This window comes from Gemmata algarum, from assembly GCF_034097035.1.
In the GTDB taxonomy this organism is placed as follows: domain Bacteria; phylum Planctomycetota; class Planctomycetia; order Gemmatales; family Gemmataceae; genus Gemmata; species Gemmata algarum.
Window position 1 is genome coordinate 63,639 of record NZ_JAXBLV010000155.1, and the last position, 15,711, is coordinate 79,349.

The window sequence follows — 15,711 nt, forward strand, 5'->3', positions numbered from 1 at the left end:
TCGCCCCGGCGCCGCCGTTTCACGTCGGCCGCGAGGGCCGTCAGAGGGAACTGCCCGTGCCCCCACCGCTGAACCCGGACCTGCTCGGACTGCTCGCGAGTTGCCGCGCGGCCCCGGCCGACGACACCCCGCGGCTGGTGCTCGCGGACTGGCTCGACGAACACGCCGACGTGTCCGGTCTACCGACACCCGGTGACGCCCGGGCGCGCGCCGCGCTGCTGCGCGTGCAAGTCGAACTCGCCCGGCCCACCTGCGACGAGCGGCACGGTGCGGCACTCCGGGCCGAAGAGCGGCGGTTGCTGATGACGCACGCGGAAAGCTGGCTCGGCTCACTTCCGCGCCGGCTTTACGAGCTCGCCCACCCGGTGTTCGGGTTCGCCCAACAGCTCGCCGCCGCACGGCCCCCGCAGCCGTTCACCTTCGAGCCCCTGACCCCGTTCAAACCGTGGCGGTTCACGCGCGGGCTGTTGAACATCGACCTGCGCGCCGAAACGGTCGCCGACCCCGAGCTGGGGGCGTGGTTCGCATCGCCCCTGGCCGCCTGGACCGAAGAGGCGTGCGTCGATGTGGCCGCGTCGCGTGAACTGGAGCGGCTCGCGCTCCCGGACCCGATGCGACCGTATTTCGGCGTCCGGCTCGCCGTGGGCGCGGCCGAATTTCCGACCCTGTTGCGGCCCCGCCCGGACCCGGAAGACACCGACGAGCGGCGGTGCCGCCGGCTGCTCCGCAGTGCGAAATTCGGACTGGTTCGCGAGCTGGTCCTGTTCCCCCCGGCACTCGACGCCGGGTTCCTGCGGCTAATGGCAGGGGCCAACGTGGCGAGCGTGCAGCGGCTCGCGGTGCGGGCCTCGCTGAGCGACACCGACGCCGCTTTCTTGGCATCCGCGGCGCTGACGGGCCTTTCCGCGTTGAACGTATCGGCTACGGAACTCACGGCGGCCGGGGTGCGGCGGATCGCACACGCGCCACACTTCCGCCAACTCGTGTCGCTGGTCGCGTACCGCAACGAACTCGGCTGTGACGGGCTGGTCGCGCTCGTTGAATCGCCGCTGGCACAGACGCTCAACGTGCTGGAGGTGCAGAACACCGGCATCGGCGACCGCGGATCGGTCGCGCTCGCGCGCTCGCCGCTTCTGGGCCGGCTGCACGGCCCAGGGCTGAACCTGTCGATGAACCCGATCACGGACGAGGGCGCGCGGGCGCTGGCGGCGTGCGAACACCTGGCGCGGTTCCGCGAGCTGATTCTTCGCGATTGCACGGTCGGTGATGCCGGGGCGGCGGCATTGGCGTCTTCGCCGAACGTAGCGGATTTGTCGATTCTTGACCTGTGGCAAAACCGGATCGGCGACGCCGGTGCGCGAGCGCTGGCGGCGTCGCCACACCTCGACGGACTGGACGTGCTGAGCCTGCGGGACAACCGCATCACGGCCGGCGGTGCGGCGGTGCTGCGCGCGCGGTTCGGCGATCGCGTCAAACTGTGACACGTGAGGCCGGCTCAGCACCGGTCAACCTCGACCGGCACTCCACACGCCGACCCCGAGTACGAGGACCGCGGCGACCACGCTGACCCACCAACCAAGGCGGTACGTGCGCGGCTCGAACCGAAACTCCGCGACCGCAGACCCGGCCGGCACCGGCACCGCTCGGAACGCGTGGTTCGCACGCGACACCTCAACCTCGCGGCCGTCCACGAAGCAGGTCCAGCCCGGGAACCACACGTCCGACAGCACCAGCCACCCCGCCGAGCCGTCGAGTTCGGTCGTGACGCGGTTCGGGCCGTAATGCGTAATTCGCGCGGCCCCTGGCTTCGTGCCCTCCATCGGAGGGAGCGGGCCGCGCGTGGTGATGAGCACGCTGCGGTCGAAGTCACACGTTTTGAGTGCCGCGAACGTCGCCCCTTCGAGCCGCTCGCCGCGCGGGACGATCCACGCCCGTGGTTTCGGGGGCGTGAACGCGCGGAGCGTATGCGGCGGGAGCGTCGGCGGCGTGCCCGGCAGCAGCGGAACCACCGCCGGCGGGGCCGGGTCGCGCGCGCACACGCGCCACTCACCGGGCGGCGGGGGCGTTCCGACCGGGGCAACGTGGTGCGTGACGCGCAGGAGCGCGAACACGTGCGGCTCGCCGACCTCGAAGTTCGGCATCACCTGTTGTGCGTAGGGGCTGTTCCCGCGCACCGGCCGGTCGTCCCCGACCGCGAACGCGAGGAACTCGCGGTAGTGGCGCACGTCGAGCGGGTTGTAGCCGCGCGGCGTCCCGATGGCATGAACCATCGCCTGCGGCGCGCCCGTCCCCAGCAGCGAGGTCTGTGTGCCCTCACTGTGAACGTCCCAATCGAGAACGCGGACCGGCTGCGGCTGCTCTTTCAGGTGTTCCAGAACCGGCGACGACGGGTACAGTTCCTCTTGCGGCTTCGTTTGCGGCAGAACGGCAATCGGAGCAATCAACTCGGCAAGGAGAATGACGAACCAGAGGGCGGTCCGCATACGGCCGCTGGTGCCGGTGTTCTGAAGAGTGCGGATGAAGAGCGGCAGAGCCAGCACCACGGCGCCCCAGTACGCGACAAACGCCCACCACACGGGACCGTCGTTGAACCACAGCCCGAGGATCGTGGGGGCGACGAGGACCAGCACCACCCGCCGGAACCCGCGCGATACCGCAGCCCGAGCGCTCAGCGCCCACCGCGATTCCGTGAGCGCCTGAGTGGTCACCCCAGCGAGAAATGCGAGTGGGAATGTCGCGATCAACAGCATCCGGGTCGGCACCCGGAACAGGTTGAACCCCGGCAACCAATCGATCAGTGCGGCCCCGCCGAGTGCGAACAGCACAAGGGCGCAGAAAACACCGAACTGCCAGCGCGTCCGCGGGCCGCACACGGCCGGCGCCGCGACCGCCGCGACGAGCCAGAACGCGCCGAATACGCCCTGCATTTCCCACGACTGCGGCGGCGCGTACGACAGCGCCGGCCCGATCAGCCGCACGGCCGTTTGGAGCCCGATGCCGAGCGCCCCGCTGGCGTCCACTCCGTCACTTCGCGCGGACCACTGTGCCGCTTCCAGAGCCGGAAGCAGTTGCACGGCCATCAGGGCCGCGGCAACGGCGGCCGCACCGAACCAGCAGCCCACCCACCGACCACGAGCGTCGCGGCGGTACGTCCACGCGAGCGCGAAAACGGTCGCGTAGAACGCCCATTGCGGGTGGGTGCCGAGCCCGAGCAGCGCGAGGGGCACCCCCGCCCACACGACCCCGCGCGTGCCGCGGCGATCCATCGCGCGTTCGATCAGGAGCAGCAGAAGGGGGAGCCACGTGAGCCCGGCGGCGATCGTGTGGCCCGCGAGCAGCAGGTGCGTCATCCACTTCGAAGACAGCATGAACCCGGTCGCCGCAACGAGGCTCGCGGGCTCGTTCAGCCCACGGGTGCGGGCGTACACGAGCGCCAGCGCTCCCGCGGCGAGTACGTGGAGCGCAACGCCCCACGACACCGCCGCCCCGACCGCGTGCTCCGGCACGGCGAGTACGACGAGGTTGGGCGGGTAGAAGATTCCGACCTGCGGGTCGTGAACGAGCGGCGTCCCGCAGAAGTGGTACGGGTTCCAGAGCGGCAACTCGCCACTCGCCCGCCACTCGCGGTTCAGGAACAGCTTGACGGGCAGGTGCTCGGCGAGCAGATCGGAATACGGCGCGTAGAGGGTCTGCGTCGGGTGCAGGATCAGCGGGTGAAAGTACAGAGCCCAGAGCAGGGCTAGGACGAGGTAGGGGCGCACGAAGCGAAAGAAAGACGACACGCCCCCAACCCCTCCCTTCAGAGGGGGGAGCAAAGACACTTCGGAATCGCCTAGCGAATCGAGTTCGTTGGACGAAGCATTATTACTTCCCCTCCCATCCGGAAGCGGGCCGGAGGGTAGGTTGCTTCCGGGTTCCGGTGTCATCGTCGCGCCCACGCTCCCGGCAATTCGCCCGCCGGCGCGGACGCCGCCCCGGGTGAGCGGAACAGGCTCGCGCCCACCCCCAGCAGAAGGGCCAGGCACCCGAAGCTGAGCACATACCTCACGACGTTCGTGACCGCCGCCGGCACCATCAACAGCCACAGGCACACGCCAACCAGGAGAACACAACCGACCGGCAGTAAGTATTTGAGGCAGGTCGTCATCACCTGATCGATCCGGAGCCGCGGGAGGCTCCAGCGCATCCAGATCATCACCAGCACAAGCGCCCAGCACTTCCCAACAAACACCGCCACGTTCAGCACCGTTCCAGGCCAGAACCCGAACCCAACAGACGGCTCGAACGGCAGAACTCCGGAGTGCCAGCCGCCCAGGAAGAGCAGTGCGGCTAACCCGCTGACCGCGAACATGCTGCCGTACTCGGCCAGAAAGAAATACGACCACCGGATGCCGCTGTACTCCGTGTGGAACCCCGCCACCAGCTCGCTCTCGGCTTCCGCGAGGTCGAACGGGGCGCGCTTGCAGCTCGCGACCGCCGTGATGAAAAACACGAAGAACGCGACGAACGTGAACGGGTCGTGGAACAAGTTCCAGTTCCAGAACCAGCCAACCTGTTGCGCCCCGATCGTGTTGAGGTTGAGCGTCCCGGCGAGACACACCGGCACCACCACGCACATCGCCCGCGGTACCTCGTAACTGACCACCTGGGCCGCCTCGCGAACCCCGCCGAACAGCGACCACTTGCTCGCGGACGCGTACCCCGCCAGCACGATGCCGAACACCTCGCTCGACAGCACCGCGAGCACGAAGAACGCGCCCACGCTCAGGTTCTGGGCCACGAACTGCGAGCCGAACGGCAGCGCGAGGAACCCGCAAAAGCTGGCGCAAAAGGCGATGTACGGGGCGGCCCGGAACAGGAGCTTGTCCGCGGCTTGCGGGGCCACATCTTCTTTCGCAATCAGTTTCACGCCGTCCGCAAGGGACTGAAGCAACCCGAACGGCCCGACGCGCGTGGGGCCGAGCCGGTCTTGCATCCGCGCCGAGACCTTACGTTCGGCCCAAATGCCGAGGAACGCAGACAGACCAATGAACCCGAAGAGTAACGCCGCAGCAACGCCCCCGCCGGCGACGAGGTTCCACGGGTGCGGCAGGAACTCGGACCACAGTTCGGGCACGGTCCGTCACCTGGAGAAGGAAAGGGAAACGCCACCCGGCCGCGGTACTTACTTCACACGGGGTGTCTTCTCATGAACCCTGGCTTATGAGAAGACTGCCCCATCATGCTGGGCACAGGAACGGACCTTCCGCGACGTAACGTCGCAGCGATCGCTACCTCAATGCGGCCGGGTGGCGAGGGAGAGTGTAACGCGCCGGCGCGAAGAAACCTACCCCCCGGCCCTCTCCCTGAAGGGAGGGGGTGGCGCCTGGAGTGCAGTCACGAGGCGCGAGACGAGCGCTACGACGTTTGCAAGCACAGGCTGCACCGCAATTGCGCGGACCAGCCGCCACCCCCTCCCTTCAGGGAGGGGGCCGGGGGGTAGGTCTTCCGGGGCTGGGGGTGGGTTCTTCAATACGTCGCGCGGCCGCCGCTGATGTCGAAGCAGAAACCGGTCGTGAAGCTGCAATCGTTGCTGCTCAGGAAGTGGACCAGTGCGGCCACCTCGTCCGGCTTCCCGGTGCGGCCCAGCGGGATCTTCGACAGCATCATGTTGATCTGCGACTGGTCCAGTTGGTCCAGAATCGGCGTCTGGATGACGGCCGGCGCGACGCTGTTCACACAAATGTCGCCCTTGCCGACCAGTTCCTTCGACAGCGACTTGGTGAGCGCGATCACCGCCGCCTTGCTCGCCGAGTAGGGCGCCATCTTCGGGTTGCCCTCTTTCCCGGCGATGCTGGCGATGTTAACGATCCGGCCGTACTTGCGCTCGATCATCGACGGCAGCACCGCCTTGCAGCACAGCACCAGGCCGGTCACGTTGATCCCGAGCACGAACTCCCAGTCCTCGCGGACACTCTCCCAGATCGGCACGTCGCGCCCCTTGCGGCTCGCCACCCCGGCGTTGTTCACCAGTATGTCCACCGGGCCGGCTTTCGCGGCGATTTCGCCGAACACGCGGTCCAGATCGGCTTCCTTCGTCAGGTCGCCGACCAGCGGCACCCCCCCGATCGCGCCGGCGACGCGGGCGGCGCTCTCGGCGTTCATGTCGAACACGCCGACCTTCGCCCCGGCCCCGGCCAGCCGCCGGCTGATCGCCTCGCCGATGCCCTGGCCGCCGCCGGTCACCACCGCCACCTTGCCGTCGAGCCGAAAAAAGTTCTCTGCCACGTCGCACCAGTCCTCACGGAAGGGAGATTCGTTCGGGATGGGAACGTTGTAGACGCTTGATCGCGGCTTGGCCTTCCCCCGCCAGCAAAGGTTTCGCACAATAGCGTGCGGGTCGTCAGAGCCGAGGACTCGCACCGATAAGCGTAGGACTGGGATGAAAGCACACCGCGCGGGCGACGGCGAACGGTCGCTGGCCGTGTTTATCGACTTCGAGAACATGGGCCTGGGGTTCAACAACCGCCGCGACCGGTTCGAGATCTCCAAGGTGCTCGAACGGCTGGTCGAGAAGGGCAAAATCGTTTGTAAAAAGGCGTACGCCGACTGGAGCCGGTTCGGCATGTACACCGGCGCGCTCCACGAGTCCGCCATCGAACTGATCGAGATCCCGCGCCGCGGGATGACCGGGAAGAACTCCGCCGACATCCGGCTCGTCGTGGACGCGATCGACCTCGCGTACTCGAAGGACCACATCGACACGTTCGTGATCGTCTCCGGCGACAGCGACTTCTCGCCGCTCGTGTCGAAGCTGAAGGAGCTCGGCAAGCACGTCATCGGGCTCGGCCTGTCCGACGCCACCTCGGACCTGCTGCGCGACAACTGCGACGAGTTCATCTACTACGAGGACCTGGACCGCGCCCCGATCATCCCGATCGCGGTCAACGAACAGATCCCCGAAAAGAAGCGGAAGGTGTTCGCGCTGCTGCTGGACTCGCTGCTGGCTCTGCGGCGTGAGAACAAGGAGGTGATCTACTCCTCGATGCTGAAGGACACGATCAAGCGGAAGAAGCCGTCCTTCAACGAGGACTACTACGGCTACCGCACCTTCAGCGAGTTGCTCGAGGATGCCCAGCGCGAGGGGCTGTTGGAGTTGGACAAGCACCGTACCAGTGGCATGTACGTGGTCACGCGGTTCGGGCTGGAGATGAAGGTCGGGGCGCTGCCGCCGGTGTCGCGCGTCATTCCGCTGCCGAAGGGCGGCGAGGGGCGCAGGCCGATCGAGCTGGTGCCGCGCAACGGGAACGGCGGCCCGGCCTCCGAGCCGAAGAAGGCACTCGAACTGCCGCCCCGCGGAGCCGCGGAGCAGCGGCGGGCCGAACTGCCGCCGCGAGCCGAACCACCGCAGCGCCCCGAATCAGAACCGAGGAAGGTGGAGCCGCCGAAGCCGGCCGCGGTCGCCCCGAGCCCAGCCGCAGCGGTTCCGAGGCCCGCCCGCGCGCGCCCGGTTCCGCCAGCGCCGGCTCCAGCGCGCCCCGCTCCCCAACCCAAACCGCCGGCCCCGAAGCGCGAGGACGCGGACGACGACCGACCGCTCGGCCGCGCACTTGTGGACGACTTCGACGACCTGGACGATGAGCCGCTCGACGAGGTTCCGACCTACGCCCCACGCAAAGCGGAGGTGAAACCCGCGACCGCCCCGGCACGGCCTGCGCCCGCCAAGCCGGTCCCGGCCCCGAAGCCAATCGCGGCGAAAGAGCCGGCGCCCGCCAAGCCGGCCCTGAAACCGGTCGCCACGCCGGAGCCTGTGCCCGCCAAGCCGGTCCTGGCCAAGCCCGCACCCGCGAAGGCCCCGGCGCGCGCTGCCACCGAAGGGACTGAACACGACGCCCCGGCCGTCAAGCCGGGCGCGAAACCGAAACCCGCGACGAAGGCCGCTGGGCCGAAACCCGCGGCCAAGCCCCCCGCAAAGGAGCCGCCCGCGAGACCGCGCCAACCGGACCCGAAGCCGCCCAGCGACGACGACGAGTTCGGCGCCGGGCTGTAACGGCGTGGCGGGTCGGACGGCGTCAGCCCACCGGGCGCGTCACGACCCGCCTTTTTAATGCGCCCCCCCGCTTCGCGTGAGGTTATCCCAAACGGCCCACGCACGTTCGTACCGCACGTTCCCTCTCCGAGGCCCTTCTATGTTCCGATCGCGTCTCCGCGCGTCGGCCCTCGCACTGTCGGCCGCGCTCTTCGCGCTCAGCCCGGTCAGCGCGCCCGCGCAACCCAAACCCAAGTCGAAAGCCGTCGAGCCACCGGCCACCGACCCCGCGACCATGAAGGTCGCGAAGGGGTTCAAGGTCGAACTCCTGTACAGCGTCCCCAAGGACACGATGGGCTCCTGGGTGAGCATGTGCGTCGACCCAAAGGGCCGGCTCATCGTGTCGGACCAGTACGGCGCGCTGTACCGCGTCTCGGTCCCGCCGGCGGGCGCCCAGGGCGAAACCGCGATCGAGAAGATCCCCGCCGCGGTCGGCTCCGCGCAGGGACTTCTCTACGCGTTCGACGCCCTCTACGTCGTGGTGAACGCGCCTAACAAGAGCGGGCTGTACAAGGTCACGTCGTCCAAGAAGGACGACACGCTCGACACGGTGGAACTGCTGCGTGCGTTCGAGGGCGGCGGTGGGGAGCACGGGCCGCACGCGGTGATGCTCACCCCGGACGGGAAACGTCTCACCGTCGTATGCGGGAATCAAACCAAACTGACCCATTACGACACGACCAAAGTTCCACCGTACTGGGGCGAGGACCACCTGCTGCCGCGGCTCCCGGACGGCAACGGATTCATGAAGGGCGTGATGGGGCCGGGCGGGGCCATTTACAACGTCACTCCCGACGGAAAGCAGTGGGAACTGTTCAGCGTCGGGTTCCGCAACCAGTACGACGCGGCCTACAACCGCGCCGGCGACCTGTTCACCTACGACGCCGACATGGAGTGGGACTTCAACACCCCGTGGTACCGGCCGACGCGGGTGTGCTTCGTGCCGCCGGGGGGCGAATTCGGCTGGCGCAACGGCGCGGGCAAGTACCCCGAGTATTACCCCGACAACCTGCCCCCCGTCCTGAACGTCGGCCCGGGCTCACCCACAGGCGTGTGCTTCGGATACGGTGCGAAGTTCCCGGCCAAATATCAGAATGCGTTCTTCATCTGCGACTGGAGCTACGGCAAGTTGTACGCGGTCCACCTGAAACCGAAGGGCTGCGCGTACACCGGCGAGCTCGAAGAGTTCGTGACGGGCACGCCGCTGCCGCTCACGGACCTCGTCGTGAACCCCACCGACGGCGCGCTGTACTTCGCCATCGGCGGGCGCAAGACCAAGAGCGGTTTGTACCGCGTAACCTACACCGGAACGGAGAGCACCGAGGCGGTCACCGGGAGCGAGTCGCTGAGCGCGGACGAACAGGCCACGCGCCGCCGGTACAAGACCCTGATCGAGTCCGCCGAGCACCCGAACCCGGCATTTAAAGATGTCATGGCACTTGCGGCCGACTCCCGGGACCGCTTCGCTTTGGCCGCCGTACGCCGGGTGCTGGAGAGCCAACCGGTCGATCATTGGCGCGAACGCGCACTGGCGGCCAGCGAGCCGACCGCGGCGGCGCACGCGCTGCTCGGACTGGTGCGCGTGTCCGCACCGTGCCCCGAGCACACCCCCGACAAGAAGGTAAAGGGTGACCCCGCACTCCGCGCGAAGGTACTCGCCGCTCTTGGGCGGTTCGACCTCGCAAAGCTGACCGACCAGCAGCAGCTCGACCTGCTCCGAGTCTACCAAGTGCTGTTCAACCGGTTCGGTTCGCCCACGGCCGACGAGCGCAAGACCGTTCTGGCGAATCTGTCACCGTTACTGCCGTCGGGCAACCGTTTCGTCAACGGAATGGTGCTGGAAGTGCTCGTATTCCTACAGGACGAGACCGTCGCCCCGCGGGCGATCAAGGCGCTCAAAGACGCGCCCACGCAAGAGGAGCAGATCGAGTACGCGCGCTCGCTGCGGATGCTAAACGCGGGCTGGACACCGGAACTGCGTAAGGACTACTTCGAGTGGTTCGTCAAGGCCGCCGGATACAAGGGCGGGAACAGTTTCAGCAAGTTCTTGAAGTTGATCCGAGACGACGCGGTTCTGACACTCACGCGCGCCGAGCAGACCGCGCTCGGCACGCTGCTGACCGCAGACCCGGCGGCGGTGAAATTGCCACCGGAACCCGCGCGGCCGTTCGTGAAGGCGTACAAGGTGGCCGACCTGACGGACGCCTTGGAGAAGGGGCTGAAGTCCGGTCGCGACTACGAGCGCGGCCGCAAGCTGTTCGCGACCGGGAAGTGCTTCGGATGCCACCGGTTCGACGGCGAGGGCGGGAGCAACGCCCCGGACCTCACCGGCGTAGCCGGGCGGTTCAGCCCGCGCGACCTGTTAGAGTCGATTCTCGACCCGAGCAAGGAGATCAGCGACCAGTACGGGGCGGTCGAAATCCGCACCGCCGACGACCGCGTCATCAAGGGGCGCATCGTGAACCTCAAAGACGACAACGTGATGGTTAACACCAACATGCTGGAGCCCGGCTCCACCGTCTCCGTGAACCGCAAGCTGATCGAAAGTATGACACCGTCAAAAGTGTCAATGATGCCCACGGGCCTTGTTGACACGTTTCAGGAAGACGAGTTGTTGGACCTGCTCGCCTACATTCTGTCGCGCGGCGACCGCAACAGTACCGTGTTCAAGAAATGATCCGTTCCGCGCTTGAGAGCGGGTTATTGCCCTCGAGCCCTGATACATGAACCCCCAATGGGTGCCGCTTTCTTGACGGGCCGCGACCGCCAGGGAGCGGGGTACGTGGCACGCTCCTGGCGGTCGCGGCCCGTCAAGAAAAGCGACAATACCACCGAGCACGTGTATCGGGCGCGGACCATAGCTAACCGCCAAACACAGGAGCCCGGCGACAGGTGGTCGCCGGGCTCCTGTGTTTGGCTGGGGGTCATTAACGACCGTGGTACTGTAATCTGCTTCTGCCCAGTGGGTGAGGCGGGACTCGAACCCGCAAGCCCCTTGCGGTAGCGGCGGATTTTAAGTCCGCTGTGTCTGCCATTCCACCACTCACCCGTCCGGTGCATGATGGCAACTCGGGGCAGGGTTGGCAAGGCACCGCTACTCGAACATCTCGGCCAATTTCTTGACCTGCGCAGCCCCGAGCCGAGTGACTAACCCTTTCACCGCTTCAACGTCAGTCATGTCGAGCCCACCGGTCGAGCGGTATACCGGGGACGGGGCCGGCGTTACACTCGCCCCACCCGCCCCATCTTCTTTCTTGATGTTCGATTTGTAGTTCGAAATGACGTTGTTGGGGAGTTCGACATCGTACTTCTCCCTGATGTAGGTCTGCAACTCGGTCGGTGAGACCGACCACCCTTTCTCCCCGAGCGCGTCGCGGACCATTTGCTTCTGGGTGACTTTCCCGTCGCTCTTACTTCTGGCCACGGCTCTGTACTCCTGTCGATCGCGTTATGTCGATAAGCGCACATCCTTCAATAGTACTTTATGTAGTATAACGCGCGTGCGCTGTGAAGCAGAAGTTGTAGCTTTTACCTGAAACGTGGTGATGGCTCACACCACGACCGGAACTCACCGGGCGGATTGATAGATCTGATCGAACAGGCCGCCCTCGGAAAAGAAGTCCGTTTGGATCTTGTTCCACCCACCGAGACCGGACGCGGTGGCGCGAATCAGCTCGATCGGCGGGAACCGGCCCGCGTGGCGCGCCGCCACGTCCGCGTTCCCGGGGCGAAAGAACGTTTCTGCGATCAGCTCTTGGGCCGCGTTCGTGTAGAGGAACCGGAGGTACTCCTCGGCCGGGGCGCGGGTGCCTTTAAGGTCCACGTTCGCGTCCACCAGCGCGACGTGCGGTTCGGCCCGGATGCTCACCTTCGGATACACGATTTCGATTTCGTCCTTCAACTCGCGCTTCTCCAGCCACGCCTCGTTTTCCCAGGTGAGGTGAACGTCACCGATGTTCTTGCGGGCGAACGTCACCGTGGCCCCGCGCGCGCCGGTGTCCAACACCGGGACGCGCCGGTACATCTCTGTGATGAACTTCCGGGCGTCGCTCACCGATCCGCCGTCGTGCCGCACCGCGAGCCACGCGCCGAGCAGGTTGAGCTTGGCCCCGCCGCCGGTCTTGGGGTTGGCGGTGATAATCTTCACGCCGGGCTTATCAACCAGATCGCTCCACTGTTCAATGCCGTGCGGGTTCCCCTTCCGCACGGTAAACACGATCGTTGAGTAGTACGGAAGCGAGTTGTTGGGGAGCCGCGATTCCCAGTTGTCGGCGATCAGCTTTTTGGAGCGGATGTTGTTAATGTCGGCCCACATCGCCAACGTAACAACATCCGCCTGGATTCCATCAGTCACCGACCGCGCCTGGCTGCCGGACCCGCCATGCGACTGGCGCACCCGCACCCGTTTTCCGGTCTGCGCGGCGTAGTGTTCGGCGAACAGGCGATTCATACGCCGATAAAGCTCGCGGGTCGGGTCGTAGGAAACGTTCAGCAGTTCAAAGTCGTAACTGGAACCCAGGCACCCCCCGCCGGCGGATAAAGCGGCGGCCGAGGCAGCAGTCAAGAACGTGCGGCGGTTCATGTCATTGTGCCGGATGAGGACGAAATCCTCACTTAATCTATGAACGTGCTAAGGCGGCGGGCGTAACGATTCGACTTCTGGCAGGTCGGAAAGCGTATTGAGCCCAAATGCCTGGAGGAACTTCTTGGTGGTGCCATAGACCTGCGGGCGGCCCAGCGAGTCGTGGCGCCCGGCAATACGGACGAGCCCCTTTTCCATGAGCTGTCGCACCACCTCACCGCACGCCACCCCTCGCACCTTTTCCACCTCGGCGCGCATGATCGGCTGCTTGTAGGCGATCACCGCCAGGGTTTCGAGCGCCGCCGGAGAGAGCTTCAGTTCGTGGCCCGTGCGTTTGAGTCTGGCGAGCCAAGTGTGATAAACGGTGCGTGTGAGGAGTTGGTAGCCGCCGGCGATCTCTTCGACCTGAAATGCAGACCCGTCGGTGTCGTAGAACTGTTGGAGCCGGGCCACGAGTTCGCGGACCTCTGCCACCCCGCGGAGGCCGACCACCTCGGCGAGCTTTCGTGCCGGGAGCGGTTCGTCCGCCAAGAACAGTGCCGCTTCGAGTCTGGAGAGCTTCGCATCCCGTGCTCCCGGATGCGTAGCGGGTGCCGTGCGATCCCCGCGGTCGTGTAGGGCGTGTGGAAGTGTGACGTTACCCGGGCGCCTTGTGTACGGCCGCACACACGCGGTGCCGAACTTTTGGCGCAGGTGGTTCACAGCTTAGTCCCTCCGGGACTCGGCTATACCACTTCTCGGCCGCCCGCTCAATGTGAGCGGCGGGTATAAAACGTGGCCGTCGGTGTCGATTTGATCGGTCGCCATTCGGGAGAGGCGCGGAACCACTCATCGAACGGCGTGCCGGTTCGCGTGAGCGCGAAGTCGAAGCGTCCGTAGCGGTCTTGCCAGTCGGTGACCGCGGCCCCGGGCGCTTCGGCCGCGTGGACGTAATTGACGAGCCACGGCCCGCCGGTCAGCTCGCACCGGTCGTCCACGAACACCTTGTACCCCGGCGCGTGGTAGATCACAAACCCGCCGTAAATGTACTCCGAGTTAAACAGACGGTTCGGCTCACCCGCCCTCGGCTCGTGCTCTTTGAGAGCGTCGAGCACATCAACCGGCCAAGCGGTCGGGTCGTGTGTCGCCCAACCCGAGCCGATCAGCGGTACCGGCACCCGCGCCACCTGAAGTCCGAGCGCCAGCGACACCGCAAGTGCGGGCGCCCACACGTGCGCCCACCACGGGCGCGTACGGGCACTGCCGGGTTGATACAGGTCGGGCCGCCGGGCGGCGAGCCACAGCGCCCAGCGCGTGTGCTTCCACATTGCCGTCACCGTGACCAGTGTGACGACGGCGAACAGCGACACGTGCCGGCACCGGCTGAAGCTGAGCGCGAGCCACACGAGCGGTAACAGCCAGGACACGCGCAGGGCGCTACGTTTCACGTCGTAAAGCACGAGCAGGTAAAGCAGCGCCAGTGCCAGCACGGGCCACGCGTAGGACGCGGTCACGTCGAACGGGCGGTGTTCCGCGATGATCTCGCGCAACTCGCCCGCGTTCATGATGACGAGCCAAGTCTTCACCATGTCGGTGCCATACGGGTTAGCAAGCGTTGAGAGCCCGCAACCCAGCGCGACCAGGAGCAACAACCCCGCGTCGCGCCAGTTCTTGACCGGAGCCGGGCGGCCTAGCTTCCACGCCAGCACCCAGCCCGCGAACACGATGCCGATCGTTCCGATTCCGCCGAGTGCGCCCCCGTGAACGTTGGTCCACACAGCGCACAACGGAATCAGCCAAAACAGGCGGTTGAGTTTCGGGCGGCTCACGTCGGCCTCAGCGAGCGCGACCGCGACCGCCGCCATTGCCGCGAGCGTGAACAGGTGCGGGCGGACGTGAAAGTGCGAGCCGGCCGACGCCAGCGCCAGCGCCACAACGCTGGCAACGACGGCCGGGTGGAGCCCGGTGCGCCACAGCCGAACCGCGAGCCACGCAAACAGGGCCGCGAGCAGGGTCACCGCGCCGAGGAGCTGCGTGTCGAACCCGCCGACGCGATGGCCGGCGCCCATCGCGACCTCGCCGAGCCACTGGTACGGCACCCACCACTGTCCCGCGAACGTGAAGGTGTACGGGTCGGTGCGGACGAACCCGTCCTTCAGGATCAGTTCGCCGGTGGTGGTGTGCCAGAACGTGCCCGGGTCGATAAAGAACCGCGAGCGGCCGGCCCCCAAGAGCAGCAGCCACACGAGTAAAAACGCCACAGCCCCGGGGCCGAGCCAGCGCGGAAGGGTCATGCCGGCACCGAGACGGTGTGAACGGATCGCGTTTCAACAGGGCACTGCCGGCGGGGCCGTAGCGCGTAGATGAGCAACACGGCGGGCGCCATCCACCAGAGGAACCAAAACGACCCGAGTTTGAACAGGTTCATCACGAAACAACCGGCGTTCACAGCGACCAATGCCGCCAGTGCGGACGTGGATGAGCCCCTCTTTCTACCCACGCGAAGAAGGGTTGAGAGGTGGCCTCTACCTTCTGTTCTACGAGAGCGTGTTGAGAAGGCAGGCACTTGGCGATCACCGCGAACACGGCCGGCAGCAACACCATATCGAACGGCCACACTCCGTATGGGGCCGTGCAAAAGGACACCAGCAGTACCAGCGGCAGTCACGTGGCCCAGCCGCTAACCCGCAACCGCTGCCATCGTTACCAAAGGAACCACACCACACCGATCGCGATCGACACGAACTACAACCGAAAGTGTCCCGACCTGAGCACCCTTCGCAGCACGGTCCCCAGCATCAGTACGCCACTGCGACGGCGGGCGGTTCGCCATCGCCGTGGCGTACTGATGCCAAACGTGCGGGTTCAACACGAGCGGAATAGCCGCACACGCCGCGTCAGCCACCGCGTTGCGTGTGGGGTGTGCCGGCCGGCGCGTTGCTAGCGGCAGCAACAGTTCGCCATCGAACGGATTCTGGCCGCCCAGCGTGAGCTTCGCCGCGGCCCAATACTCCACGAAATCGTCTGGCGGCCGCACGGTCGGGTCGGGGAGCAACTGTCGCCCCTAGCCCGCGAACAGCGC

Annotated in this window: 10 protein-coding genes and 1 tRNA gene; 3 read left to right on the top strand and 8 right to left on the bottom strand. The window is 66.5% G+C overall.

The window, feature by feature from the left end; translation table 11 throughout:
* Positions 1-56 precede the first annotated feature (56 nt).
* On the top strand, positions 57-1,481 hold the full coding sequence (locus tag R5W23_RS12505) for a TIGR02996 domain-containing protein (RefSeq protein WP_320686610.1): 1,425 nt from the start codon (positions 57-59) through the stop codon (positions 1,479-1,481).
* A gap of 24 nt (positions 1,482-1,505) precedes the next feature.
* Here the strand turns inward: R5W23_RS12505 and R5W23_RS12510 are convergent, their stop codons facing one another.
* From R5W23_RS12510 to R5W23_RS12520, 3 genes are all read right to left on the bottom strand, one after another.
* On the bottom strand, positions 1,506-3,782 hold the full coding sequence (locus R5W23_RS12510) for a YfhO family protein (protein WP_320686611.1): 2,277 nt from the start codon (positions 3,780-3,782) through the stop codon (positions 1,506-1,508).
* A gap of 140 nt (positions 3,783-3,922) precedes the next feature.
* Positions 3,923-5,116 (bottom strand): NADH-quinone oxidoreductase subunit NuoH, encoded by a 1,194-nt coding sequence (gene nuoH / locus R5W23_RS12515; RefSeq protein ID WP_320686612.1) that lies wholly within the window; start codon positions 5,114-5,116, stop codon positions 3,923-3,925.
* 392 nt (positions 5,117-5,508) lie between these two features.
* Complete coding sequence (locus tag R5W23_RS12520) at positions 5,509-6,267, bottom strand: SDR family NAD(P)-dependent oxidoreductase (RefSeq protein ID WP_010046081.1); 759 nt, start codon at positions 6,265-6,267, stop codon at positions 5,509-5,511.
* A gap of 154 nt (positions 6,268-6,421) precedes the next feature.
* On the opposite strand from R5W23_RS12520, the gene R5W23_RS12525 reads away from it, so the two are divergent.
* Both R5W23_RS12525 and R5W23_RS12530 read left to right on the top strand, forming a co-directional pair.
* A complete protein-coding gene (locus tag R5W23_RS12525; RefSeq protein WP_320686613.1) occupies positions 6,422-8,029 on the top strand; it encodes an NYN domain-containing protein in 1,608 nt (535 codons plus the stop codon).
* A 139-nt stretch (positions 8,030-8,168) separates the two neighbouring features.
* A complete protein-coding gene (locus R5W23_RS12530; protein WP_320686614.1) occupies positions 8,169-10,745 on the top strand; it encodes a c-type cytochrome in 2,577 nt (858 codons plus the stop codon).
* A 286-nt stretch (positions 10,746-11,031) separates the two neighbouring features.
* Here R5W23_RS12530 and R5W23_RS12535 read toward each other — a convergent pair.
* The 5 genes from R5W23_RS12535 to R5W23_RS12555 form a co-directional block, all read right to left on the bottom strand.
* Positions 11,032-11,117 (bottom strand) — tRNA-Leu (locus R5W23_RS12535).
* Between the two features lie 45 nt (positions 11,118-11,162).
* Positions 11,163-11,492 carry a hypothetical protein gene (locus tag R5W23_RS12540; protein WP_261184062.1) on the bottom strand — a complete coding sequence of 110 codons (330 nt, stop codon included), beginning with the start codon at positions 11,490-11,492 and terminating at the stop codon, positions 11,163-11,165.
* A gap of 144 nt (positions 11,493-11,636) precedes the next feature.
* Positions 11,637-12,650, bottom strand: coding sequence for a sulfate ABC transporter substrate-binding protein (locus R5W23_RS12545; protein WP_261184063.1), 1,014 nt, complete (start codon positions 12,648-12,650; stop codon positions 11,637-11,639).
* A gap of 48 nt (positions 12,651-12,698) precedes the next feature.
* Positions 12,699-13,352 carry an SMC-Scp complex subunit ScpB gene (gene scpB / locus R5W23_RS12550; RefSeq protein ID WP_320686615.1) on the bottom strand — a complete coding sequence of 218 codons (654 nt, stop codon included), beginning with the start codon at positions 13,350-13,352 and terminating at the stop codon, positions 12,699-12,701.
* 47 nt (positions 13,353-13,399) lie between these two features.
* On the bottom strand, positions 13,400-14,923 hold the full coding sequence (locus R5W23_RS12555) for a hypothetical protein (RefSeq protein WP_320686616.1): 1,524 nt from the start codon (positions 14,921-14,923) through the stop codon (positions 13,400-13,402).
* Positions 14,924-15,711 lie beyond the last annotated feature (788 nt).

Coding starts and splice junctions, on each gene's coding strand:
- R5W23_RS12525 (WP_320686613.1), top strand. CDS start 6,422: ATGAAAGCACACCGCGCGGGCGACGGCGAACGGTCGCTGGCCGTGTTT.
- R5W23_RS12530 (WP_320686614.1), top strand. CDS start 8,169: ATGTTCCGATCGCGTCTCCGCGCGTCGGCCCTCGCACTGTCGGCCGCG.
- R5W23_RS12545 (WP_261184063.1), bottom strand. CDS start 12,650: ATGAACCGCCGCACGTTCTTGACTGCTGCCTCGGCCGCCGCTTTATCC.
- R5W23_RS12555 (WP_320686616.1), bottom strand. CDS start 14,923: ATGACCCTTCCGCGCTGGCTCGGCCCCGGGGCTGTGGCGTTTTTACTC.